General features: G+C 36.0%; 16 protein-coding genes. 8 read left to right on the forward strand and 8 right to left on the reverse strand.

Annotated elements, in window-relative coordinates:
• Positions 1 to 184: 184 nt before the first annotated feature.
• Complete coding sequence (locus ACFO3N_RS17060) at positions 185 to 2,161, forward strand: sigma 54-interacting transcriptional regulator (protein ID WP_379799701.1); 1,977 nt, start codon at positions 185 to 187, stop codon at positions 2,159 to 2,161.
• A gap of 122 nt (positions 2,162 to 2,283) precedes the next feature.
• Here ACFO3N_RS17060 and ACFO3N_RS17065 read toward each other — a convergent pair whose 3' ends face one another.
• A complete protein-coding gene (locus ACFO3N_RS17065; RefSeq protein ID WP_379799703.1) occupies positions 2,284 to 3,072 on the reverse strand; it encodes an alpha/beta fold hydrolase in 789 nt (262 codons plus the stop codon).
• Between the two features lie 281 nt (positions 3,073 to 3,353).
• On the opposite strand from ACFO3N_RS17065, the gene ACFO3N_RS17070 reads away from it, so the two are divergent.
• The gene (locus ACFO3N_RS17070) at positions 3,354 to 4,190 is read left to right on the forward strand and encodes an alpha/beta fold hydrolase (protein ID WP_379799706.1); all 837 of its coding nucleotides are present in this window, start codon (positions 3,354 to 3,356) and stop codon (positions 4,188 to 4,190) included.
• A 167-nt stretch (positions 4,191 to 4,357) separates the two neighbouring features.
• On the opposite strand, the gene ACFO3N_RS17075 is transcribed toward ACFO3N_RS17070, so the two are convergent.
• Positions 4,358 to 5,038, reverse strand: a complete 681-nt coding sequence (locus ACFO3N_RS17075; RefSeq protein ID WP_379799708.1) for a metal-dependent hydrolase — start codon at positions 5,036 to 5,038, stop codon at positions 4,358 to 4,360.
• Between the two features lie 492 nt (positions 5,039 to 5,530).
• On the opposite strand from ACFO3N_RS17075, the gene ACFO3N_RS17080 reads away from it, so the two are divergent.
• Genes ACFO3N_RS17080 through ACFO3N_RS17095 form a run of 4 tightly spaced genes read left to right on the forward strand, consistent with a single transcriptional unit; the run spans position 5,531 to position 10,297 of the window.
• Complete coding sequence (locus ACFO3N_RS17080) at positions 5,531 to 6,985, forward strand: TolC family protein (RefSeq protein WP_379799711.1); 1,455 nt, start codon at positions 5,531 to 5,533, stop codon at positions 6,983 to 6,985.
• The gene (locus tag ACFO3N_RS17085) at positions 6,986 to 7,978 is read left to right on the forward strand and encodes an HlyD family secretion protein (protein ID WP_379799713.1); all 993 of its coding nucleotides are present in this window, start codon (positions 6,986 to 6,988) and stop codon (positions 7,976 to 7,978) included.
• Positions 7,979 to 7,983: 5 nt separating this feature from the next.
• Positions 7,984 to 9,159, forward strand: coding sequence for an ABC transporter permease (locus tag ACFO3N_RS17090; RefSeq protein WP_379799715.1), 1,176 nt, complete (start codon positions 7,984 to 7,986; stop codon positions 9,157 to 9,159).
• Complete coding sequence (locus tag ACFO3N_RS17095; protein ID WP_379799717.1) at positions 9,128 to 10,297, forward strand: ABC transporter permease; 1,170 nt, start codon at positions 9,128 to 9,130, stop codon at positions 10,295 to 10,297. Before ACFO3N_RS17090 ends, ACFO3N_RS17095 begins: the two co-directional genes overlap by 32 nt.
• A 648-nt stretch (positions 10,298 to 10,945) precedes the next feature.
• On the opposite strand, the gene ACFO3N_RS17100 is transcribed toward ACFO3N_RS17095, so the two are convergent.
• From ACFO3N_RS17100 to aspT, 4 genes are read right to left on the reverse strand one after another with little or no spacing between them, the layout of a single operon-like run.
• Entirely contained in the window at positions 10,946 to 12,139 is a 1,194-nt protein-coding gene (locus tag ACFO3N_RS17100; RefSeq protein ID WP_379799719.1) for a porin, read from the reverse strand.
• A gap of 20 nt (positions 12,140 to 12,159) precedes the next feature.
• On the reverse strand, positions 12,160 to 13,209 hold the full coding sequence (locus tag ACFO3N_RS17105) for a type II asparaginase (RefSeq protein WP_379799721.1): 1,050 nt from the start codon (positions 13,207 to 13,209) through the stop codon (positions 12,160 to 12,162).
• 28 nt (positions 13,210 to 13,237) lie between these two features.
• Positions 13,238 to 14,884 (reverse strand): aspartate 4-decarboxylase, encoded by a 1,647-nt coding sequence (gene aspD / locus ACFO3N_RS17110; RefSeq protein ID WP_379799723.1) that lies wholly within the window; start codon positions 14,882 to 14,884, stop codon positions 13,238 to 13,240.
• A 35-nt stretch (positions 14,885 to 14,919) separates the two neighbouring features.
• Positions 14,920 to 16,614 carry an aspartate-alanine antiporter gene (gene aspT, locus ACFO3N_RS17115; RefSeq protein ID WP_379799725.1) on the reverse strand — a complete coding sequence of 565 codons (1,695 nt, stop codon included), beginning with the start codon at positions 16,612 to 16,614 and terminating at the stop codon, positions 14,920 to 14,922.
• A 539-nt stretch (positions 16,615 to 17,153) separates the two neighbouring features.
• Between aspT and ACFO3N_RS17120 the strand changes: the two genes are divergently transcribed.
• Positions 17,154 to 18,773, forward strand: coding sequence for an arylsulfatase (locus ACFO3N_RS17120; RefSeq protein ID WP_379799727.1), 1,620 nt, complete (start codon positions 17,154 to 17,156; stop codon positions 18,771 to 18,773).
• 139 nt (positions 18,774 to 18,912) lie between these two features.
• On the forward strand, positions 18,913 to 19,935 hold the full coding sequence (locus ACFO3N_RS17125; RefSeq protein ID WP_379799729.1) for an LLM class flavin-dependent oxidoreductase: 1,023 nt from the start codon (positions 18,913 to 18,915) through the stop codon (positions 19,933 to 19,935).
• A 55-nt stretch (positions 19,936 to 19,990) separates the two neighbouring features.
• Here the strand turns inward: ACFO3N_RS17125 and ACFO3N_RS17130 are convergent, their stop codons facing one another.
• Positions 19,991 to 20,395 carry a (R)-mandelonitrile lyase gene (locus tag ACFO3N_RS17130; RefSeq protein WP_379799731.1) on the reverse strand — a complete coding sequence of 135 codons (405 nt, stop codon included), beginning with the start codon at positions 20,393 to 20,395 and terminating at the stop codon, positions 19,991 to 19,993.
• 123 nt (positions 20,396 to 20,518) lie between these two features.
• Positions 20,519 to 22,894 (reverse strand): outer membrane beta-barrel protein, encoded by a 2,376-nt coding sequence (locus tag ACFO3N_RS17135; protein ID WP_379799733.1) that lies wholly within the window; start codon positions 22,892 to 22,894, stop codon positions 20,519 to 20,521.
• Positions 22,895 to 22,940: the final 46 nt, after the last annotated feature.

Here is a 22,940-nt window from a genome sequence, read left to right on the forward strand (position 1 = left end):
TAGTAGGTTTTGGATTAACAAATATAGGAAGAAACAATTTTTATGTTTTGAAAAATAATATGAAAATTACGGTTAATTGTGATTTTTATTTATCTAAATTTGGAAACGACTAATTTTAATTACGATAATTAACTATTTTTGTATCAATAAATTAAGTGCAAGATAATATAAAAAAAGCTCACTTATGAAAAACTCTCCCGATAACGGATATGAAACTGTTGCTGCTAGTTTGAAAAAACGAATTTTAATTGTAGAAGATCAATTTATTGAAGCTCACGATTTACAGTTAATTCTTGAGAAAGCAAATTATGAAGTGATCGGAATCGCGCGGTCGGTAGAACAGGCTTTGGAGCAAATTGAAATTGAAAAACCAGATTTGGTCTTCTTAGATATTATGCTCAAAGGAAGCCGAAATGGTATTGAGTTGGCGCATATTCTTAAAGAGAAATATATTGGTTTCATATTTATTTCTGCCAATTCAAGTAAAACTGTATTAGATCAAGCTAAAACTACTCATCCTTATGGGTTTATCGTGAAACCTTTTCGAGATCAAGATGTGCTAACGACTCTTGAAATTGCATTTTATCGTCAGCAATACAGTTTAGAAAGTCAGCTACTGCAGCAATTTCAGCTTCAGGCGGCCATTGCAGAAATTATAAATTCCAACCTAAAGAAAGAAGAGGCGTTATTGGCATTTGCAAAAGCGGTTCAAACTTTTATTCCTTTTGATTATTTGGAAACCGGTTTTGTGACTTCCACACATTACGATAATCTAGGAATTGTACGCAGAAATTTGGAACAATATCAAATCATCAATCTGCAGAAACTTTCACAAATAGCGGTATTGTCAGAAAAAGAAATCAACGAAACTTACAGGAAATCTAAAGTAGATAAAAAGCCTGTAATTTATAGCGAAGAAGCGTTGATTAACAACCTGCAAGAAGCACCAATTAAAGCTTTAATTGCACACAATTTTGGCATCAAATCTTATTTGGTTTTTCCGCTTTCAATTGCCACGATCCAGAGCTATCATTTTACTTTTTACAGCCGTAGCCTTACTGTTTATTCTCAAGAACACTTACGATTATTAGGTTCACTAGAACTGCTTTTTCATCAATTTATTGCTAAAATTTATTCGAAAGAAGATTTAAACCTGCCAATTAAAAAAACGGAAATCAAAAGCATAACTTCTCCCGTAAAGACACAAGAAGGTTTTGAAGGGATTATTGGTAACAGTTCGCAAATGGGCACAGTTTTTAATTATATTCGGAAAGTTTCGCCTTCAGATACTTCAGTTTTGGTTTTAGGAGAAAGCGGAACAGGAAAAGAAAAAATTGCGCAAAGCATACATGCTTTATCTCCGAGAAAAGACAAGCCTTTGGTTATTATCAATTGTGGCGCTATTCCTGAAAATCTTGCCGAGTCATTGCTTTTTGGACATGAAAAAGGTGCTTTTACAGGCGCTTTGGACAGACGCATAGGTAAATTTGAATTGGCAGATGGAGGAACTATTTTTTTAGACGAAATAGGAGAGATGTCTCTCGAATTGCAGGTAAAACTGCTTCGTGTTCTGCAAGAAAGAGAAATTGAGCGTGTGGGCGGCACTTCGTCAATGAAAATAGATGTTAGGATTATTGCGGCAACCAATAAAAATTTGGAAGAAGAAGTGGCAGCAGGACGATTTAGGATGGATTTGTACTATCGTTTGCATGTTTTTCCGATTATGGTTCCGCCGTTAAAAAAGAGAAAAGAAGATATTCCAGATTTAGCCAATCATTTTATAGCGGTTTATAGCGAGAAAATGGGCAGAAAAGCGCCCATTCTTTCCGATTTTGCTTTGCAGCAGATTATAAATTACAATTGGCCAGGAAACATTAGAGAACTTGAACATGTAATGCAACGCGCCATTTTGCTGACAGAAGGAAATACAATTAAAGAAATTGAACTTTCTATGTCTTCCAAAATGCATCCTGAACCAGCACAAGAATCATTTTCGATAAAAACGATATTAGAAAATGAACGAGATTATATTTTGTATATTCTTAAAAAATGCAACGGAAAAATTTCTGGTGCTGGTGGCGCGGCCGAAATTTTAGACATTCATCCATCGACTTTAAATTCTAAGATTAAAAAACTGGAGATTAAGAAAGGGATTATTTAGTTGAAATATTGATTCTGTTTTTTAATCATGTTTAAACATAGCCCGTGGTTTCAACCACGGGAACATTTAAAAATTCCGCAAGAGGTTTCAACCACGGGAACACAAAAAAAATATGCAATCCATTAAGAAATTTTCTTTAGCCAATTGGCGATGAACTCAGCAATAGTCTGCCAGTTTTCTTGATTTATACTCAAACGATTGCCATCTTGAAATTCTTTGTAACAAGTTATAGAATGAAGATTTTTATATTTTTTAAAGTTCAAATTATTTAAAGAAGCAGGAACAAAAGCATCTTCTGAACCCGCTACAAACAAAAGCGGATTGTGTTTTTTCTTGAAATCAATCTTAGCTGATTTAGAATAAACGTTTCGTATAACTGATTTAGATTCGGGAATCAATAGAGCTTCGTAAGCTTCTTTTTGTTTTTCAAACGGCATTTGGTTCGCAAAATAGTATTGCCATGTCTTAAAAGGCATTAAAAAGGTCTTATTTGTTAGACTAAGACCATCGGAAAGATTCCAAATTGCTTTATAAAACGAAAAATTAAAATGCATAAGATTACCAGGCGGAATAGAATTGATGCAGATTCCGTGCGATCCCAATTCTTTTTGAAGCAGTAACTGCGTTAGAAGTCCGCCATAGGAATGGCCTATTAAAATTGGTTTTTCAGGAAGCTTGTCAATGATTTCAGTATAATAATCCAATAAGTTATCTAAACGAATTAAAGCAATTTTGGACTCTGAATGGGTTTGTCTTAAATCTACTGCCAATTCGTTTTTGTAAAGCCAAGGCGGAGCAACCGTTTTATAGCCTTCATTTTCAAAAAAAACAATCCATTCTTTCCAGCAAGCATGGCTGATGAATGTTCCAGTAATAAACATAATCGTTTTTTTAGTAGATAAATACATCATATCGAAGCTGTTAGATTAATGTTTAGAAAAGAGTACTATTTCATTTACAAAAAACAAAAGGAATGCCTTTTTTATAAAGTATTGATTCTAAAAGCATTGTTCTTAAAACGCATGAGGGAATTATTATATATCGTTAAAAAGAAGATTGGATTCTTGAAATATCATAATTCTTTAGCACACAAATAATAGTTAAATGCTTTATTGTTAGTGTTCTGCGTTTTGGTTTAATCTTTGTCTACTTGATGAAAACGAATATTGATTTCAATCTTTAACTTATAATTATGGAAAAAATTTATGACGCAGAGACACGTTTTGCCGATTTAGGCGATCGTAAAATTGCTTATCGTTCGTACGGCAAAGGAAAAGCAGTAATTTTTGTGAACCGTTTTAGAGGAACACTAGACACTTGGGATCCGTTGTTTGTTGCATCGATGGCAGAAAAGTTCAACGTTATCGTATTTGATTATTCTGGAATTGGCTCTTCTACAGGAAGTCTTGCTCCAGACATTACCGTTGTAGCCAAAGACGTGAAGGATTTGGCAGATGCCTTAAAATTAGATTCGGTAATTGTTTTAGGATGGTCTTATGGTGGGTTGGTGGCACAGACGGCAACTTTGCTTTATCCTAATTTGGTAACGCATGCCGTTTTGGTAGGAACAAATCCGCCGGGAGAAAACAAAGTTCCTATTGAGCAAGCGTTTTTTGATGCCGCACTCAAACCTTTAAATGACTTTGATGATGAAATTGTGCTGTTTTTTGAACCAAAATCAGAATCAAGCCGTTTGGCAGCAAAAGCTTCGCACGATAGAATTCATAAAAAGATAGCCGTAGATAAAATTCCTTCTACAATGGATGTTTTTCAGTTGTATTTTGGCGGAGGAGATACTTTTAGAGAAGATGCTTTAAACTTTAGAGAACAGCTGAAAAAGACCAAAACTCCCATTCTAATTATTTCTGGAGATCATGATATCAGTTTTGCCGTAGACAATTGGTATCCGATTATCAATCAAATGACAAATGCGCAAATGATTGTTTATGCCGCAACAGGGCACGGACCTCAACATCAATATCCGGAACTTACCGCGCAATACATCATTAATTTTGTAGAATACATATAATTTGAAGTTCATCAGCAGAACTTTATTATATGCAAAAGGAATAGTGTCAGCAGCTATTCCTTTTTTTTATGAAAAAATTTCTATGTTGTTTTCTATGGTTTTTTTATAAAATGATATTTCGCTAAAACCCACATTTTAGCGAAATATAGCAAAGAAAAATAACCAATTTAAATCTCGATGGTCGTATTTATTTTAGGTAAGAATAATTGAAAAGAAGCTTTATTAAACTCCTCTAAAGCTTTTTGATGGTCCATTACAATAAATCCAAAAGTATCGTAATGAACGCCTAATATTTTGTTTACCCCAACGAGTTTTGCGGCTTCAATAGCTTCTTCGATTCCCATTGTGAGACCGTCGCCAATAGGAAAAACAGCAAAGTCAAGTGGGGTAAATTTAGGAATCAGTTGCATATCCAAAGTCAGAGCCGTATCGCCGCTGTAATAGAAATTTCCATCTGCTGTTGTAAGCACAAAACCACAGGCAATTCCGCCGTAAGAACCATCTATAAAACTGCTAGGATGCTGGGCTATCACACATTTTACAGTTCCGAAATCAAAATCAAACTTTCCTCCTGGATTGATGGGGTGTGCATTTTCGATTCCGTTTTTCAATAGCCAATTATAGATTTCAAAATTTCCGAGCACTTTTGCGCCCGTATTTTTGGCAATTCGCTCGACATCGAGAATATGGTCATAATGCGCATGAGAGATAAAAATGTAATCTGCCTTTATAGCATCTACCTCAACTTCTTTTGCTAACTCATTTGGTGTAATAAAAGGATCAAAAAGAAGGTGTTTTCCGCCGGCATAAACAGAAAAACACGAATGCCCGTAGTAAGTAACTTTCATGATAAATAGTTTTAAATCAGTTAATAATGATAATTATTTTCAAGAAATGTGCCAGTGGGGAATGACATTATAAAAGCAAAATTATTAAGAACTGTGTTTAAATGCTCCACAGGAGCAAAATATTTATAGAAGAATCTATTTCGCATCTACAAAAAAGCTCCAGAGGAGCGATATAAAAAATGGTTTTAGATAAGGAGATTGCATTATGCTGATTTCCGTAAATTAAAATAGCACTTATAAAATAAAATCTTTATCTTTAACTAGTTGGTATATTGGCTTGTACATGATTTTTGCTGGTATACTTTTTTTCGCTGCTTAAGTTAAGGAACCCAAATTTTCGTAAGCAGTATATTCTAAATAAATTTAAACCATTTCAGAATTTATCTGAATAATAAGTTTTTATCTCATTTCTATTTTATCCTGCAGTTTTTAATTAAACAGCAAAGAAGTCGCTAGTTAAAAGTAATTTCAAATCATTAGAATATTATATAGATGCATATAAAACTACAATTTCTAAAGCTTTTTATTTTGTTTTGTCTTTTTGTATCCTGCTTGGAAACAAAAGCGCAGACCACTTCTCTTGAAGAATGTTTTTCTATCGCACAGCAAAATAATATTACCATCAAGCAGGCAAAATCTGCATTGAAGACAGGCGAATATAATCTGCAGGCCGAAAAGAAAGGCTATTTGCCTAAAGTAGATCTTTTATCGAGTTATTCTTATTTGAGTAGTCCGCTTACGATAAACTTGCAGACCGTTAAAGACGGAATCGTTGAAGGTTCATCACAACAAAGTGTGAATACGGCAAACGAAATTTATCATGAAATTACGGGAAACAATTTATCTCAGGCAGCGCAGGATCGTATTTATAATACTTCAAAAACGGTTATTGGAGGCATTTATCCAGACTATAATCCTAGTTTAAGCAAACAGTCTTATTTTGTTGCAGGAGTGGGAGTTCGTCAGCCTATTTTTCTGGGAAACAAAATCAATTCGAGTATAGATCTGGCTCAATCGGTTGCCAATTCGGCTGGAATTGGTGTTGAGATTGCCGGTAAAGAAGTTAATTTTTTAATTGCAGTACAGTATCTTAGAATATTGTACCTCAACTCTTTAATTAAAAAACAGGAACAGATTGTAAGCGCTTTAGATAAAAATAAAAATTATGCCGAAGAATTGGTCAAGAATAAAATACTGCCTCCATACCAAAAAAACTGGACGAATGTAGTTTTAATTCAGGCGCAGACTCAGTATAACAATATTAAGATGGAAAAACAAAATGCGCATCTTGAACTGAATAAACTGATGGGAGTGGACCTTGATGCTGCAATAGTGATTTCTGATACTTTAAAATATACCGAAATCAATCTAGAGAAACCTATGAATGAGTATTGGCTTACAAACCCGGTTTATAGAATTGCAAACAACAAGATCTCTTATGCAGAAACTGCTGAAAAAATTAGCAAATCATTGGCTTTGCCTAACATTTTTGCCATTGGAAATTACAATTTATATCAGAAAGACTTACCCGTTTCTATTCCCGATTGGTTTGTAGGGCTGGAATTGCAATGGACTTTGTATAACGGACAGACCAATAAAAGGACTTTAGCCGCAAAACAGTTGATAGAAGAAGCGAAACTAGGAGAAGAGAATTCCAGTTTAATGCTTCAGGTGCAGTCGAGGGTGGCAAAGAACAAAATGACTTCATTGCAAAATGATGTTATGGCTATGGATGCAGCGAGAAAGGAAGCCAATACGACAAGCAGTTTAATAACCAAGAGAATGAACAATCAGCTCTCGTCGCCAAAAGATGTTAATGATGCTTTATTGATAGAAACAGAAATAGAAAAAGGGTATTATACCGCTGTTTTGGGATACTATCTGGCATTAGCGGAATATTTTAATAGTTTAGGAAATCCAAGTCAAATAACGCAATTTATTAAATAGATGAAAGATATATTTAAAAACTACTGGGCGCTGATTATTCCAATCTTTGTAGTAATAGCAGGACTGATTTTTTTCTTAAAAGACAACAATAAAGAAGATGATAATTTTATCGGAATGGTCGATGCAACAAGTGTTGATGTTGCGGCCGAATTTCCAGGCAGATTAGATTCGTTATTGGTAAAACAAGGCGATACCGTAAAAACAGGACAATTGCTGGCTGTACTTCGATCTAATGAAATAAACGCCATAAAAGCACAGGCATTATCGGCAATTGATGCTGCAAAAGGACAACAGGAACTGCTAACGCAAGGAGCCAGACCAGAATTGATAGAAGCGACTTCTAAACTATATCAAATCAGTCAAGAGCAATATAAATTGTTTAGCACGACTTATGACCGCATGGAACGTCTGTATAATGAAGATGTGATCTCGGGACAGGAAAAGGATGTTTTCTATTTTAAATTTCAAGCGGCAAAAAAGGAAATGGAAACCGCTCAGTTAAATCTGCAAATGCTCAAAAATGGTACAAGGCCTGAATTGCTAAAAACTGCAAATGCTATTGTAAAACAAGCAGAACAAGCTTATGAACTAACCAAAGCGCTTGGAGATAATACGAGAGTTTATGCTCCTGCAGATGGCGTAATTTCTAACTTGGTTACACATCAGGGCGAAATTATTTCTATTGGGTATCCGATTATGACCATAGAGAAAAAGAACTCAACGATAATTAAGTTTAATATCCGACAGGATAAATCCAATTTGCTTAAAGTGGGAAGCAAAACAGCAGTTAAAGTTCCGGGTTGTGAACCAGAAACGTTTGATGCCGTTGTGCATTCTATTGCGCCTACATTAGAATTTGCCAATTGGGTTCCGTCCAAAGATAAAGGGGAATTTGAATTGAGAACTTTTACAATAGAATTGAAACCCGAAAACCTTGCACAGATTAAAGGCCTTCGTTCTGGTATGACTGCTTCTTTAATTCTTCCTCAATGATTTTGATGCTGAACATAATTATTAGAGAGTGGAAGCGCATTCTGAGTTTAAAGGTTTTTTACTTGGTCATGCTTGTTGTTCCTGTAGCCTTGTTTTTCTTTTATGCTCTTATTTACCAAAAACAAGATGCCAAGAATTTAGCATTTGCAATTTGGGATGAAGATCAAAGCGCCATAAGCCGAGAGCTAATTTTTTTATTAGAACAAAAAGAAACGTTGCAGATTACCAGAAGAGTAAGCAGTGAAGCCGAAGTTAAAAAACTGATTCAAGAAGGTAAAATATTGGGTGCTGTTCATTTTCCTGCAAATCTGCAGAAGAATATCTACAGCCGTCATCCGAGTAATGTGACTTTGTATACCAATGCCGCCGCGCTTGTTCCTGCTAAGTTAGTTTATAAGGCTGTCGCCGAAGTTGTAATTACAGGAAGTACAGGGGTAATTTTGCAGAAACTGGTAAAAACGGGAATGAAATCTGATCAAGCCATGGCGATTGCAAATCCGATTAGTCTGAGAACCTATCAGCTTTATAATCCAACTTATAATTATCAGGAATATTTGGTTCCAGGTTTAATAACTGTCGGAATGCAGATGATTCTGATTATCAGTTCTATGCTGGCTTTAAATTATGAATGGGTTACAGGAACGATGCAAGAATTGTACGATTCGTCAAAAGGTTCTGTTCTCAGAGTAATTGTCGGAAAAACAATTGCGCATCTAGCCATCAGCTGGATTAATTTTATCATCATTACGGGAATTATTTTTACTTTTTTCGATATCGGGGTTCCCGTAGCTACGCGAAAGTTTTTTGTACTATACACCATGCTTTCTCTGGCATGCATTGGTATCGGAATGTTTATATCGGCTTTGTTTAAAGATGTAATGCTTTCTGGAGATGTGGCTCTTTTTTATACTTCGCCTGCTTTTGTGTTCAGTGGATTTACTTTTCCGAGATGGGCAATGCCTTGGTACGATCAGTATTATGCGCTTATTATGCCTTATACCGCTTTTTTAGACGGATTTTTTAAGGTGTATTATATGAATTTGCCTTTAAGATATGCTCAAGGAGAAATGACCAAACTCTTATTGTTTTGTTTGGTCATGTACCCGACAGCAATGTTGTTGTTTAAACGTCAATTTAATTCGATTAAAGATGAAAAAGAAACCGCAACAATCGCTGATTAATCTCTTTTTGAGAGAAGCTTCACAAGTAGTAAAGGATCATAGTTTGCTGCTTACGCTTCTTATCGCTCCTTTGCTGTATGCTTTTTTTTACGGAAGCATTTATATCAATAAAGAAGAATTCGATGTAAAATTGGCTGTGGTAGATGATGATGGCTCCAGATTATCACGTTTGCTGCAGCAAAATATAGATGATTCCCCAATTGTAGAACTCGTTCATTTTTCGAATTTGGAACAGGCAAAAGAACAGATGTATCAAGGGAATTGCCAAGGCTATTTTTATATTCCAGAAGGAACAGAAGCCAATTTATTGAGTTTAAAACAAAGCAATGTAGTATTGGCAATCAATGCCGCGAGATTTCTTCCATCGAGTGATCTGTTGTTAAATGTGCAGCAGATATGTTTGACCGTTGGAGCAGGAGTGAGACTTCAATATTATCAAAAGAAAGAAGGCATGAGCACTACCATTGCGATGGAAAATGTAATGCCTGTAAACTTAGATTATCGTCCTCTATTTAACGAAAGATCGAGTTATGGCGCATTTTTACTGCCAGGATTGTTGGCTTTGATTTTACAGCAAACTTTATTAATTGGTTTGTGCGAAAGTGTCGCCGGCGAGCGTCAGCGTTCTCGTTTAGGCGAGTGGCTGGGTTCTGGCATTTCTAATGGTATTTGGGGAAAAGGATTGTTTTACTTGATACTTTTTTCTTCGTATGGTTTTTTCTTTTTAAATGTAAATTACCAACTGCTTAATTTACCCATGAGAGGCAGCGGATTCGAGTTAAGCTTATTGCTGCTTTTGTTTATTGTTACTTTAATTCCGATGGCGCAGTTTATAGGTTCTTTGTTCCAATCGCAATTACTTTGTTTGCAGATGATGGCTTTTTCAACTTATCCGATTTTCTTGATTACAGGATACAGTTGGCCATTTGAATCGCTTCCGCTAGCATTGCAGTGGCTGTCTAATCTTTTGCCTACAACGCCTTTTATTGTTTTGTATACTGCTATTGTACAATCGGGTGCCAGTTTATGGGATAATCCATCAGTTTTATTGCATCTTATTCTGCTTTTTGCTTTTTATAGTACGATTTGTTTTATTCGTTTAAAATATTTGAAGAGAGTTATGAGTTATGAGTTTTGAGTTATGAGTTATGCGTGTTGCCTAATCATTACACAATATATTCAAACATAGCCCGTGGTTTCAACCACGGGGAACTGGGATACAGGTAATGCGTATAAACCAGTTATTAATTTGAATTGGCTCCAGCTTTAGCTGGAGTTTTATATAAAGGGAATTAGAATGGCTTTAGCCTAAATTGCGCAATTTGGCTAAAGCCTTATTCTTGCGATTATTAAATACCTCCAGCTGAAGCTGGAGGCTATTCATAAAAAAGGTTATGAAGTTATGAGTTATGCGTGTTGCGTGTTGCGTGTTGCCAATCATTACGCATATATTCAAACATAGCCCGTGGTTTCAAACACGGGGACACGGGTGAAATGTTTATAAACCAGTTATTAATTTGAATTGGCTCCAACTTTAGCTGGAGTTTAAATAAAGAGAATCAAGATGGTTTTAGCCAAACATACGTGATTTGGCTAAAGCCTTGTTATTACAATCATTAAATACCTCCAGCTGAAGCTGTAGGCTATTCAAAAGAAGCTTAACTTAAAGCATTTTAAATTATTCTTAAATCTGCCTAATCTGCGAGAGAACAAATTAGAAATGCTGGAACAAATCGTAAAACTCGATTTATTTCAGCATTTCTCATGGAGTTAATTATTTAAAATTTTATAATACAACTAGAGGCGAAATTATACCAATCATAATTCTTCCAGTAGTGCTATTAGATTGCCCTAAACTTGTTTTTGAATAATCGCTGTACTCATAAAAACGAGCGACATAAGTAGCAAAGAACTTTAAATTAAAGTTTTTAATTGGATAAAATTCTACTGTCGGAATAACGCCCCACGCGGTACGGATTCGGCTAGAGCTGACATTTGGATCGGGTATATCTTTCCATGAAGCCGTGCTAACCATTCCAATTGCCGAAATTTTCCAGTTTTCATTCAATGAATATACAGTTCTCAGCCAATGTTCGATATAATATACATTTTCTGCCGCATGATCTAGAACCGTGTCTGGAATTAAAGAAGTCACAACTCCTGTTCGATCCAGATCTTCGCTGCTCCATTTGAAATCATATTGAAAAAGCCATTTTTTGGTTCGAAACTGATTTCCTAATGCCGTATAATACATATTTACGGGGTGTCCATTTTTTGAAGCTTCCTGAAAAATACTGAAACTGTAAATCGTTTTAAATTTTCCATCTAAAAAACTACCGTTCCAGTTTCCAACATAGGCAGCAGGGAATTTTGCTTCTTCGACATTTGGCACATTTTGATAGAGTTCAGGAAAAGTTTTAGTTCGAGAATTTAAAATCTGAGCAGAAAAAACATGATCCTTATTGAGTTCCCAGTTGAACTGAACTCCAGTTAAAAAGTTATCTGAATTATCGACAATATCATTGTACTGATAAATGTCAATTGGATTCATGTCAAACTCATAACCACCCCAGTTTGCGGTCATTTTTCCAATGGCAATACTTGTCCTGTTGGATATATTATACCCAATAAAAGCCAAGTCTGTAGAACTGCTGATATTGTCTGTAGATTGTGGTTCAGTCTCTTTAGTATATCGGTCTCTAAACCTAAAAAATACTTTATCCTTATACACTTTCCCTTTTACTTCCAATCTAAATTGGTTCACTTCAAATTTACTGCTAGTATATTTTCCGTCTTCAATATAGCTGTTAAAACCAACCTGAGTATTGAAAATTAAATCGACATTATTGAGCAAATCAACTTTGGTTGCTTTTATTAGGGGAGTTTTATGATTGAGAACGGTATCAGTCTGTTTTTCCTGTTGTGCATAGGCACCCGTTGCCAGAAAAACGCTCAAAATTATTGAAGTTAAGATACGCATAGTTTACAATATCAAATGGTTTAATACTCAAAGAAGTATTCTTGGAGTTTTTTACTGTCTGTAGTTTGGGTAAGTCCCAACATTAATAAAATTCTCGCTTTTTGAGGAATTAAATCATCTGCGACAATAGTACCAAGCTTTTGATCATCGGTTTCGTCAAATAAAGTAACTCTTCCAGACGGTACTCTAGAAGCTCTTGCAATGGCAATTCCTTTTTTAACAGCGCTAGCCGCAGCATCTGAGTTTACTTTATTTAGATTTCCGTTACCTAAACCGCCAGTCACAATTCCTTTTACTCCAGACGCTACATACGCATTTATGGCAGTTGCTGGCGCATCAGCGTATAATTCGACAACAGCTACTTCTGGTAAAGTGGTTAAGCCTGTAATATCAAACGGAGTATTTTTATTGGTTTTTCTAATCGGATTTTCATAAAGAGAAACTTTTCCGTCATAAACCTGTCCGATTGGACCGCTGTTTGGTGCTGTAAAAGCATTTAAGTGAGTAGTGCTCGTTTTTACAGCATTTCTTCCCGTAAAGATATATTCATTAAATACTAGTAAAACACCGCTGTGCGCTGCTTGTTTAGAAGCTGCTAAAGTTACGGCATCATATAAATTCTTTGGACCGTCTGCGCTTATGGCTGTTGCTGGACGCATAGAACCGGTAACGATTACAGGTTTATCAGATCTTACGGTCAATGATAAAAAATAAGCTGTTTCTTCCTGCGTATCGGTTCCGTGAGTGATTACGATACCATCAGCTTCATTATTTTTATAAATTTCGTTGATTCTTTTATTCAGCTTAATCCAAATCTCCACAGTCATATCCTGACTTCCTACATTTGAAATCTGTTCTCCAGAAATTTCGGCAACTTTGTCAATTCCTGGAACTGCTGCGATTAAATCTTTTATGGGCAATTGTCCCGCAGTATAAGCAGAGCGATCTGCAGATGCGCCTTGTCCGGCAATTGTTCCTCCAGTTGCCAATATTTTTATTCTAGGTAATTTTTGAGCATAAATACCTGTTACCAATAAAACGGATAATAATAAAGTAAATAAATTTTTCATAGGTTTAATATTTTAATTTAAGCGTCTATTATTTTGTTGAGTTTTCCCAGCTGGTTACATATTCCAATAAAATTTTACGGATATTTTTCCCAAGAATCAGATAACTATCAGTAGGAAGATTGGCAAGAGAAACCCTGATACTCCATTCTGGACCAGCAAATCCGCCTCCATTTAAAAGTACGATTGCTGTTTTTTCTGCCAAGCGGAACAATACATCAACGGGTTCAAAATTTGTTTTCAGCCAATTGGCAAAATCATCACCGTGAAAGTGTTTTGCCGCCACCATAATATCGATTTCAGAATAATATCCTGCACGCATTGGATCTTCTAGAATCGGAACTTCTAATCCTTCCCATAACAAGCTCAGGCGTTTGTGAATAATAGACTGTGTAAGGGTTTTATAAACATCCTGAGTATCCAATAAACAAAATGCAGAGAAAAGCATCATTTGAAATTGCTGAGGTAAAGATAATCCTGCCGTGTGGTTTAAAGCTACTTGTCGGCTATCGGCAACGAGTCTGTCAATAAACTTGATTTTTTCTGGCTCTAATGTCAGAGAAGAATAACGATCGTGCAGTTCTTTTTTAAGATCCGGACTTAAATTGGCAATTTTTTTATCGAAAATATTGTCTTGATGAATGGCAATCGTTCCAAGTCTCCAGCCTGTACAGCCAAAATATTTTGAAAATGAATATACTGTGATAGTATTTTGTGGAATAATAGCCATTAATGATCTAAAATTATTAACGAAAGTTCCATAAACGTCATCTGTAATCACCATCAAACCGGGGTTATGATTTTTTACTATATCAGCGATATAATTGAGCGTCTCAGTACTCATCGCCGAAGATGGCGGATTGCTCGGATTTACCACAAAAGCCACTTTAACGGCAGGATCTTTTAGTTTTTCTAATTCAGAATTTGGATATTGCCAAGTATGGAATCCGTTATCGCCAACTCCGCTTGCTTCTACATAAACGACATCAAATTTGTATCGATCTAATTCAGGAATTTCGATATATGGCGTAAAAGTAGGCGTAAGCAAGGCTATTTTATCGCCACGCTCGGTAAGGTGGTTTTGCATAAGCGAATCAAAAATGTAACACATTGCAGCAGTTCCGCCTTCAACAGCAAAAATATCATACTTGCCCTTATCGTTTCCTGCACCGCACATTTCCTGTACCAAATAATCATGAACAATAATTTCTATCTGACTTAGCATACGATCTGGGACAGGATAGTTAAATCCGATTACAGCTTCAATCCATTCACGGATCCACGCATCGCCATCAAAATCGTGTTTGTCTACACCATAATGATATGTTTTTTCTAAAAGTGCAGCAGCAGGAGTATCTTTATGTTTCAATAAAAAAGCTTCAAAACGAGAAGCTACTCCGCTTTTGTTTTGTACAATTCCTGCGAGAATGCCTTGTTCTTCCATAACATTGCGGCATTCTTCTAATGCAAATTGTCCGAAAAGGAAAAAAGCTTCTCTAGGAACTGTAGCAATCCAGTTCGGATTTCCTCTTCCGGCATTAAGTGTAATCGCTGTAGATTTAAGCGCACTTTCATCTGCCAAATGAATTAATTCATTTTTAATTTCAAATGGGCTGAGGGTCTGAAGTGTTTTTTCTACCTCTCTTGATGTTTTTATTTTTGAAATATCAATTGCCATAACTAAAATGTTTAGAGATTATATAAAAAATTCGACTAACTCATGATTAAAATAATGACGACGCCCCATATAATGAGTAGCGTATTACCAACGGCATAGGTCACGGTATAACCCAATGCTGGGGTTTTGCTTTTTACGGCATCTTGCAAAGCTCCAAGGGCGGCAGTAGTTGTTCTTGCCCCGGCAGCACATCCTAAGGTTATAATAGGATGGAATTTGAAAATGTATCTTCCTATAAGAAGTCCGAGTATTAGCGGAATGGCTGTTGCTGCAGCACCCGCAATGAAAAGTCCCCAGCCAGCTTCTTGAAAACCTACTATAAAACTTGGTCCTGCTGTAATACCCACTACAGCAATAAATATGTTTAAACCCACATTATTCATAATCCACAAAGCAGGCTCTGGAATTCGCCCGAAAGTAGGGTGCTGACCTCTTAGCCATCCGAAGAAAAGTCCAGATATTAAGGCACCACCACTTGTACTAAGGCTTATTGGCACTCCGCCTACTTTAATGGTTAATGCGCCAAGTAATCCTCCTAATACTATTCCTAAACCAACAAAAGCCATATCGGTAGAATTTGTTGGACGGTCTGGATAACCAATGTGTGTAGCAACTTGATCTACGTCTCGTTTAATACCAATAAGTTCGATCATATCTCCTTTTTGAAGAACTGTATTGGGTAATATCGGCATCTGGATCCCAGCTCGCTTTAAAGACCTTACCACAACACCGTGCATGTATTTTAAATGGCGTAAATCGGCAAGGGTTTTATTTATTACTTCTTTCTTTACAACGAGTACACTTAATACTTCTACTGGAAAATTTAGAAGTTCGATATCTAAAACTTCTTTTTCATTTACAGCAACGTAATTCATCATGTATTCTCTTCTTCCGCCGAGTGCAACAACATCATTTTCTTGAATTACAAATTCTGGAGAAGCGTCTATAATTTCTTTTCCTCTCCGGATGCGCTGTATAAACAAACGTCTTTTATTTCTTTCCAATTCATTTTCAACTTCAGCCACTGTTTTGTTATTAGCATACGAGTTTGAAGAGATTTGATATGCATTATATATCACACGATCATAAGCAGAGGCAATACTTGGATCATCGCCAATGGCATCGCCTCCAAGCTGAATCTCGAGTTCTTTTGCTTTTTCGACTAAATTACCGCCTAATAACTTTGGACCAAGAGAAGCCAATAACCAAGCAGAACCTGCAGTTCCGAAAATATAAGTTACAGCGTATGCAACTGGAATTTTGTTGATTAATGCTGCTTTTTGATCGGCAGGAATACTAAGCTGATTGATAGTGTCAGACGCGACACCAATTACCGCAGATATGGTTTGAGAGCCTGCAAGCATTCCAGAGGTTAATCCCATGTCGTAGCCCATAATTTTTCCTATTAGATACGGACAGATCAAACATAAAACGCATACTACCGCGGCATAAAGCATTTGAGGCAGTCCGTCTTTTTTTAAACCTCCAAAAAATTGGGGTCCGACACTGTATCCAACAGCGAAAAGAAACATAAGGAAAAAGACCGATTTTACATTGGGAGAAATGACAATGTCTAATTGTCCGACTAAGACTCCCACAAGCAAAACACTGGTAACCGTTCCTAAAGAAAAGCTTCCGATTTTAAATTTTCCGATAAAATAACCTAGTGACAGCGTGAGAAAAATGGCCAGTTCGGGATAATCTTTTAATGTAGTAATAATCCAATCCATAATTATTTGTTTTTAGTTTAGATGTATCAATAATTGATTATAAAAATCGAGGAGCAGGAAAAAGATATGGGGAGAGGCGTTTAGGAAGGAATTTTTTAAGCCATTCAAAAATATGTCATAAAGTGAGAATAATTACACAAAATGACAGGTGGAGATGTTTCAAATTATAATTTGGAACAAGAAAACTTGCAACTTAACATTTTGATAATTAAGATATTTGCTCGAATTGTCTTTGTTTTTTTAGAAATTTAAACAAATCTCACTTAAGCTTGAAAAAATATAATAAGGTGAAAATTTATAAATCAAGCAGCGTTTTTAAGAATTAAATTTTAAGAAAGGTTTATTTAGAAAATTTATATTCTCGTTGCATATTATAATTTGCAACCAGTTTAGAAAAAACGGCTCTCTTATTAGCTGTAATTTAGGTTATCAAAAAAGTTTCTCATTCTGGAATTCTTTGAGAAGTAAAAAACGCTATTTCTTACTGCACTTTTTTGCCAAGATTTTAAACAACCCATATTTAATTAAAATTTAAAACCATGAAAAAAAATGCCTTAGAATTTATTTTTGCTGGTTTGCTGTGTTTCACTTTTATAGGATACATAAGCGCACAAACCAAAAAGAAGCCTAATATCATTATGGTAATTTCTGATGATACTGGCTGGGGAGATTTAGGAGTGTACGGCGGAGGAGTTGGACGCGGAATGCCTACACCTAATCTGGACAAAATGGCTAAAGAAGGAATGCAGTTCTGGTCCTTTTACGGACAGCCAAGTTGTACACCAGGAAGAGCTGCGATGCTAACAGGACGTATTCCGAATCGAAGTGGTATGACTACCGTTGCTTTTCAGGGACAAGGAGGCGGATTGCCCAAAGAAGAATGGACTCTAGCTTCGGTACTAAAAAAAGCCAATTATAAAACCTATTTTTCGGGAAAATGGCACCTTGGAGAAGCAGACTATTCTATGCCAATAGCCCACGGTTTTGATAAAATGCAGAATGTAGTGCTTTATCATTTGAATGCTTATACTTATGCTTTTCAGTCTTGGAATCCAGAGATGTCTCCAGAAATGTTAGCGTTTTTTAAAAAAGTAACTACTGGTATACTTGAAGGTGAAGCGGGAGGAAAAGCGCGTGAAGTAAGCAAAGTTACTGAAGATAATATCGCCGAGCTAGATATGATGATGGTAGAGAATAATTTGAAACAACTTGATGAATATGGAAAAAGCAAAGATCCGTTCTTTATGTGTATCAACTTTGCTAAAAACCATCAGCCTAATCTTCCTTCCAAAGAATTTGTTGGCAAATCGCCAGGTAAGAGCAAATATTCAGATGCTGTTGTAGAGATGGATTACAATGTAGGCCGAATTATGGATAAGATTCGTTCTTTGGGTATTGCGGAAAATACTATCGTAATATACACAGTAGATAACGGCGCTTGGCAAGATGTACATCCTGATTCTGGATATACACCTTTTAGAGGTACAAAAGGAACGGATAGAGAAGGAGGTAGCCGTGTACCTGCAATTGCTTGGTGGCCTGGACAAATTGAAGCAGGAAGCCAAAGTCATGATATTGTAGGCGGACTAGATCTTATGGCAACATTTGCTAGTCTTGCTGGAGTAGAACTTCCTAAAAAAGACAGAGCAGGTGCTGATATGGTTTTTGATAGTTATGATATGTCAAACGTATTGTTTAAAAAAGGAACACCACTTCGCGACAAATGGTTTTATTTTACAGAAGCAGAATTATCGCCAGGTGCTGTACGAATCGGAAAATTCAAAGCAGTATTTAATACCCGAGGAGATAATGGTGCTATTGCCGGAAGTGACGCACCTGGACAACAGCTTGGTTGGAGAGGAGATGAAAGCTATGTAGCGACAGTTCCTGCTATTTATAATTTATGGCAAGATCCACAAGAACGTTATGATTTGTTTATGAACAGCTGGACAGAGAAAACATGGACTGCAATAATTTTTAATCAAGCTATTGCTGATCTGATGAAAACTTATGCTCAGATTCCTCCAAGAGCACCTCAGAGCGAAACTTTTACGGGTGAAATGCAGATTGAACGATATAGAACTATCGAACAAGTGAAAAAAATGATGAATGAAAAGAAAGTTAATCTTCCTCCTTTAAGCGTAGACCCTAAGCAATAATTAGAAAATTAGAAGGCAAAATTATCTGCTTTGATAATTTTATAGATAAGCAAAACCATGTACTTTTCAAGAAAAGACATGGTTTTCTTTTTCTTATTAGTTATCCGTATATTTGAGAGAATAAAAAAATAAAGCCATTATGAAGAAAATAGGATTTTTATCATTTGGGCATTGGGCTAATCATCCGTCATATAAAACTCGTACAGCGGCAGATACATTGTTGCAATCCATTGATTTAGCAGTGGCTGCTGAAGAAATAGGTATAGATGGTGCTTATTTTCGAGTACATCATTTTGCGCAACAACTGGCATCGCCTTTTCCTTTGCTTGCAGCAGTAGGAGCGAAAACAAGTAAAATCGAGATCGGAACTGGCGTAATCGATATGCGTTATGAAAACCCATTGTACATGGTAGAAGATGCTGGATCTGCCGATTTAATATCGGAAGGTCGTTTGCAGTTAGGAATTAGTAGAGGATCACCAGAACAAGTTATTGACGGTTGGAGTTACTTTGGTTATGAACCAGAAAAAGGAGAAACGGATGCCGATATGGGCCGTAAAAAAGCACTAGAGTTTTTAGATAAACTTAAAGGTGAAGGGTTTGCAGAACCAAATCCGTACCCAATGTTTCCAAATCCGCCTGGATTGTTGCGTATTGAACCGCATTCTGAAGGATTAAGAGAAAGAATCTGGTGGGGAGCTGCGTCGAATGCAACGGCCGTTTGGGCTGCCGAAAACGGAATGCATCTTCAGAGTTCTACGCTTAAGTATGATGAAAACGGAAAACCTTTTCATGTGCAGCAAGCCGAACAGATAAGATTGTATAAAGAGGCTTGGAAAAATGCTGGCCATCAGCGTGAAGCAAGAGTTTCGGTAAGTCGTTCGATATTTGCTTTGGTCAATGAGCAGGATCGATATTATTTTGGCGGACAAGCCAAAGGCAATGATAGTTTTGGTTATATCGAGCAAGACAAAAGAGCCATCTTTGGTAAAAGCTATGCAGCAGAACCCGATAAACTAATTGAAGAACTTGCTCAAGATGAAGCTATTCAAGAAGCAGATACTTTATTACTAACTATTCCGAATACCATAGGTGTAGATTACAATATTCATATTTTGTCTTCTATTTTAGAACACGTTGCACCTGCATTGGGCTGGCGATAAGTTTTGATAAAAAGAATGAAAAGAGCCCTCTGTTTATAGAGGGCTTTTTTATGATTTAATTTTCATTCGCAGTTTTATACTCTTCATCAGTAACAGGATTGAGCCAAGTAACTTGAGTATCTTCTTTAAAGTTAGTGATTGCCACATGAACCATTGTAGTTGTTGCGCTAGCACCATGCCAATGTTCTACATTTTCGGGAATATTGACTACATCTCCTTTTTGAATGATTTGAGCAGGTTTGCCTTTTTCTTGATAAAGTCCATGGCCTTCAATAACCAACAGAACTTGACCTTTTGGATGTGTATGCCAGTTCGTTCTTGCTCCAGGTTCAAAAGTTACGCTGCCTGCTGAAAACTCATTGTTCTTGTCTCTTGCAATCAAAGGCTTCAAAAATGCATTGCCTGTAAACCAATCTTTAGAAAGAGGTTCTCCTTTTGGAAATATTTCTGTTGAACTCATACTATTTTTTTTTAGAATTACATGCAGTTAAAAGTACTGTGAATATAATGATTATTTTCTTCATTTATTTCTGTTTTATACTACAACTTCTTGTTTTTGTTTTTCTTAGCTATTGTACGAACATCAATCTCTATTAGCATCATTGGCTTGTCGAATTGCTTTTGCATCGGTTAGATTAAAACGATAAACAAAACTCAAGCGATATCTCTCTGCATTTGGAATGCTATTATCTTTAATGACATAATCGGTTCCAGTGGTAACGCTTTTGTATTGACGAAGATTAAAAGCATTCGTAATATCAAACACAATAGTAGCTTTATCTTTAAGGAGGAGTTTGCTAAATCCGAAATCAATTAATTGTAATGCTTCGCTGGTAATTTGTGCATTGCGTTTTTCTCCACGAAAGTTATAACGGCCTTGAAAACTAAATTTAGCAGGAAGTTTAATCTGCGTGCTTAAGCGAGCAGTAAAGTTTTGACTGCTATAATCTAGGTTTTCGTCTCTATAATTTCCTTTTTGTTTGAAGTGATAATAATTCATTTCGGCATTAACCTGAAACCATTTTAACGGATTGTATAATGTCGATAATTCAATTCCGCTTCTTATTTCGTAATCAATATTTATGGGTGTGGTAAGAAAGATATCATCTTGGCGATACGTATAATCTTGAATAAAGCCTTTTTCGTATTGATAATAAAGCGAAGGATTCAAAGTAAATGTTTTCCAATTTTTAAGAAATGCCATTTCAAATGCATCTGTATAGGAAGGATTTAAATCAGGATTTCCGATATATTGTGCATTTAAATCGGTGACTTCATTGAAAGGATATAAAGCATATAAGGACGGACGTTTAATGCGTTTACTGTAATTTAACTGTAATGACGAAGCATCAAACTTATAAGCTAGATTGATAGTAGGAAAGAGTTTGTTATAGTTTTTTTTATCGCTATACGCATTTTCTACATCTTTAATAGCAATATCTGTAAGTTCGGCTCTTAAGCCCAACATATAACTAAACTTATTGATTTTACTGCTAAATTGTGTATAAGCGCCCGTTATGGTTTCGTCGTAATTTAAATCATTATCAATGTTCTGATAAACGATCCAATTATTGTCCTGTTGTTCTTCTGCCAGATAAGTGCTTGTAACCGTTCTAATCTCAGTTTTTAATCCAAATTCCAAAGTAGAAAGACTGTCAATTGGCTGAATAAAATCGGTCTTAGCCAGAAAATCTCTGCTGTTTCCTACAGAACTTGTTCTAATGCTAGGATAAACCATTATGTCTGGAAGCAAACGCTGTGTAGAAAGATCCCATTTTTTGTCGCTGTTCCACCAATCGTATTGAACGTCAATAGTCCATTTTTTTGCTTTCTGTTGGAATGTTCGTGTATAATTAAACTCAATTTGACTGTAATCCCGTTTTTCCAATGATTTTCCATGTCTCGTCAAAAGACTATCAGGTGTGGTATTGCCTTGATCACTATCGTACTGATAACGCAAATCGGTTTTATCATTATCATGTGTGGCATTCTTTAAAAAAGCAGCCGTAATCGTTTGATGTTCATTAATAAAATAATCGGCACCCATATAAAGCAATTTTCCATCGTCGTGACGATCTTCATTCTGCACGCGATGCATGTAATTTGGAGAAGTGGTACTATTAGTTACCTGATCGGTGGTGTACAAACCCACATAATCGCTAGAACGGATACTGAAATTGGAAAAAATATTGATTTTGTTTGATTTAAAATTAAGGCTCGGATTAAGACGACTATCATTTGGCGAGCCCGCAACCAATCTAATCTGACCGCTAAAACCGCTTTTTTTGTTCTTTTTCAATATAATATTAACAATCCCCGCAGAACCCGCAGCATCATATCTTGAAGAAGGATTGGTAATAACTTCAATTCGTTCAATCTGGTCGGCTGCAATCTGATCAAGCGCATTGCTTTGGGTAAGTCCAGATTGTCTTCCGTTAATTAAGATCAAAACATTACTATTTCCACGAAGACTTACCGTTCCCGCAGCATCAACAGCAACAGATGGAACTCCATTTAATACATCGTGAGCAGAACCATTTTGCGAAAGCACATCTTTACCCACTTCAAAAACCTTTTTGTCAAGTTTTAAACTAACATTCGATTTTTGACCGCTAATTTCAACTGCTTTTAATTGTACCATATTGGTAGTTAATTCAATTGTTCCCAAATCAATTTTTTGTTTTCCTGCAATTAAAGATTGGATATGATTTTGATACCCCGTGTAACTAAATGAAATACTTGTCGAACCAGTTGAGGCTGCTTCAATAGTAAATAAGCCAAGGTCGTCTGTTATGGCTGTGGCCAATGTTTTAGAGGCATTATCTTGTATGGTTACTGTTACGTAAGGCAGTACTTCTTTTGTAGTGCTGTCTTGAACTTTACCAGAAATAACGGTTTGCTGTCCTATTCCTAAAAATGGAATAAAGAGAATTAAGGTTTTGATTATTAGAGATTTCATTTTGATTGATTTTGTTGTACAAGATTAATTCATAAAAGAAAGCACC

It is taken from the genome of Flavobacterium chungangensis, from assembly GCF_042654045.1.
GTDB classification, from domain to species: domain Bacteria; phylum Bacteroidota; class Bacteroidia; order Flavobacteriales; family Flavobacteriaceae; genus Flavobacterium; species Flavobacterium chungangensis.

What these genes read in the sequence shown, in the direction of transcription:
- ACFO3N_RS17060 (WP_379799701.1), top strand. Translation starts at nt 185, where the DNA reads ATGAAAAACTCTCCCGATAACGGATATGAAACTGTTGCTGCTAGTTTG.
- ACFO3N_RS17065 (WP_379799703.1), bottom strand. Translation starts at nt 3,072, where the DNA reads ATGATGTATTTATCTACTAAAAAAACGATTATGTTTATTACTGGAACA.
- ACFO3N_RS17070 (WP_379799706.1), top strand. Translation starts at nt 3,354, where the DNA reads ATGGAAAAAATTTATGACGCAGAGACACGTTTTGCCGATTTAGGCGAT.
- ACFO3N_RS17075 (WP_379799708.1), bottom strand. Translation starts at nt 5,038, where the DNA reads ATGAAAGTTACTTACTACGGGCATTCGTGTTTTTCTGTTTATGCCGGC.
- ACFO3N_RS17080 (WP_379799711.1), top strand. Translation starts at nt 5,531, where the DNA reads ATGCATATAAAACTACAATTTCTAAAGCTTTTTATTTTGTTTTGTCTT.
- ACFO3N_RS17085 (WP_379799713.1), top strand. Translation starts at nt 6,986, where the DNA reads ATGAAAGATATATTTAAAAACTACTGGGCGCTGATTATTCCAATCTTT.
- ACFO3N_RS17090 (WP_379799715.1), top strand. Translation starts at nt 7,984, where the DNA reads ATGCTGAACATAATTATTAGAGAGTGGAAGCGCATTCTGAGTTTAAAG.
- ACFO3N_RS17095 (WP_379799717.1), top strand. Translation starts at nt 9,128, where the DNA reads ATGAAAAAGAAACCGCAACAATCGCTGATTAATCTCTTTTTGAGAGAA.
- ACFO3N_RS17100 (WP_379799719.1), bottom strand. Translation starts at nt 12,139, where the DNA reads ATGCGTATCTTAACTTCAATAATTTTGAGCGTTTTTCTGGCAACGGGT.
- ACFO3N_RS17105 (WP_379799721.1), bottom strand. Translation starts at nt 13,209, where the DNA reads ATGAAAAATTTATTTACTTTATTATTATCCGTTTTATTGGTAACAGGT.
- aspD (WP_379799723.1), bottom strand. Translation starts at nt 14,884, where the DNA reads ATGGCAATTGATATTTCAAAAATAAAAACATCAAGAGAGGTAGAAAAA.
- aspT (WP_379799725.1), bottom strand. Translation starts at nt 16,614, where the DNA reads ATGGATTGGATTATTACTACATTAAAAGATTATCCCGAACTGGCCATT.
- ACFO3N_RS17120 (WP_379799727.1), top strand. Translation starts at nt 17,154, where the DNA reads ATGAAAAAAAATGCCTTAGAATTTATTTTTGCTGGTTTGCTGTGTTTC.
- ACFO3N_RS17125 (WP_379799729.1), top strand. Translation starts at nt 18,913, where the DNA reads ATGAAGAAAATAGGATTTTTATCATTTGGGCATTGGGCTAATCATCCG.
- ACFO3N_RS17130 (WP_379799731.1), bottom strand. Translation starts at nt 20,395, where the DNA reads ATGAGTTCAACAGAAATATTTCCAAAAGGAGAACCTCTTTCTAAAGAT.
- ACFO3N_RS17135 (WP_379799733.1), bottom strand. Translation starts at nt 22,894, where the DNA reads ATGAAATCTCTAATAATCAAAACCTTAATTCTCTTTATTCCATTTTTA.